Annotated in this window: 2 protein-coding genes; both read right to left on the bottom strand. The window is 37.3% G+C overall.

The features are described 5' to 3' along the window. Window positions 1–154: 154 nt before the first annotated feature. Window positions 155–589 (bottom strand): type II toxin-antitoxin system HicB family antitoxin, encoded by a 435-nt coding sequence (locus tag A5875_RS17095; RefSeq protein WP_441316227.1) that lies wholly within the window; start codon window positions 587–589, stop codon window positions 155–157. Between the two features lie 31 nt (window positions 590–620). Then, complete coding sequence (locus tag A5875_RS17090) at window positions 621–806, bottom strand: type II toxin-antitoxin system HicA family toxin (protein WP_088934813.1); 186 nt, start codon at window positions 804–806, stop codon at window positions 621–623. Window positions 807–1,150 lie beyond the last annotated feature (344 nt).

Below are 1,150 nucleotides of genomic sequence, written 5' to 3'. Positions count from 1 at the left end.
TTGTTGGTTTTCGCAAGACCAAGAACTTTATAACCATTCTCTTATACACATCTAGATGTGTATAAGAGACAGGATTTCAGGCTTTTTGTTGGTTTTCGCAAGACCAAGAACCTGTCTCTTATACACATCTTTTTCTACTCAGTTACCTACCAATTTATTTTGAGTGGTGTGCATTCGAACTATTTACGGCAATTTGCGAAATTGCATCAGTTAAAACTTGAGAGAAATTGATCCCTGCTCTTTGCCCCATATTTTCTGCCCACTGTGGAATTGTTAAGGTCTTTCTGACCATTTTGTTATCCTTGAAGTATTTTTCAACATCTACCCTAACATGTGTTGCAAAGGCTGATTCTTCGTACTTAAGGTTCTTAATTGGTGTTGGAGCTGGTAAAGGATCGTCGTGTTCAATCATATCCGCTAAAACCATCCCGAGTACCTCTTCGGCCATCGCAATTCCATACGCTATATCATCTTCATTAATTCCAGTATAGGCACCTTGCACATCTGGAAACTCAATAAAATAGCCACCATTTTCTTCTCTATGAAAAATAGCAGGATAGGCTTTTGCTAGGGGTCCATTAAACATCATTGATCATCCTTTCTGAAAATTGGATACAGGATTATTTAAGTCCTGCATCCTTCAAAATTCTTTGCTCAAGTCCCTTCCCAAGATCTTGACCAGCATGAACAGGAACAGTAATCCGAACACCATTTTTATATAGATGATGATGTGAACCTTCTTGTCTCCGTTCAATCCAGCCATTCTTTTTAAGAAGCTTAAGCATTTCTTTTCCTGTAAGTGGCATGTGCACTATACCTCCTTACACCAATCATTTTACCACATTACGATGCGCATTGATACGTGTTAGCTTTTTCTCCCTGATTCTTTACTTTTCTTAATATTTTTTTATAAATCAGTCGGCTCTGAATCTGTCTCTTATACACATCTAGATGTGTATAAGAGACAACTCATATCCTTTAGATAACGCTAATACTCTTATTACCTGTCTCTTATACACATCTAGATGTGTATAAGAGACAGCATATCCTTTAGATAACGCTAATACTCTTATTACTTCTCGTTGCGTCCCATCTAGATGTGTATAAGAGACAGCCTTTAGATAACGCTAATACTCTTATTACTTCTCGT

Origin of the sequence: Enterococcus sp. 3H8_DIV0648 (assembly GCF_002140655.1) — a bacterium.
GTDB classification, from domain to species: Bacteria; Bacillota; Bacilli; order Lactobacillales; family Enterococcaceae; genus Enterococcus_A; species Enterococcus_A hulanensis.
This window is presented reverse-complemented; position numbering and strand designations above follow the sequence as displayed.

Bases quoted from the DNA above. Each gene is read 5' to 3' on its own strand.
- A5875_RS17090 (WP_088934813.1), bottom strand. From the start codon at position 806: ATGCCACTTACAGGAAAAGAAATGCTTAAGCTTCTTAAAAAGAATGGC.
- A5875_RS17095 (WP_441316227.1), bottom strand. From the start codon at position 589: ATGATGTTTAATGGACCCCTAGCAAAAGCCTATCCTGCTATTTTTCAT.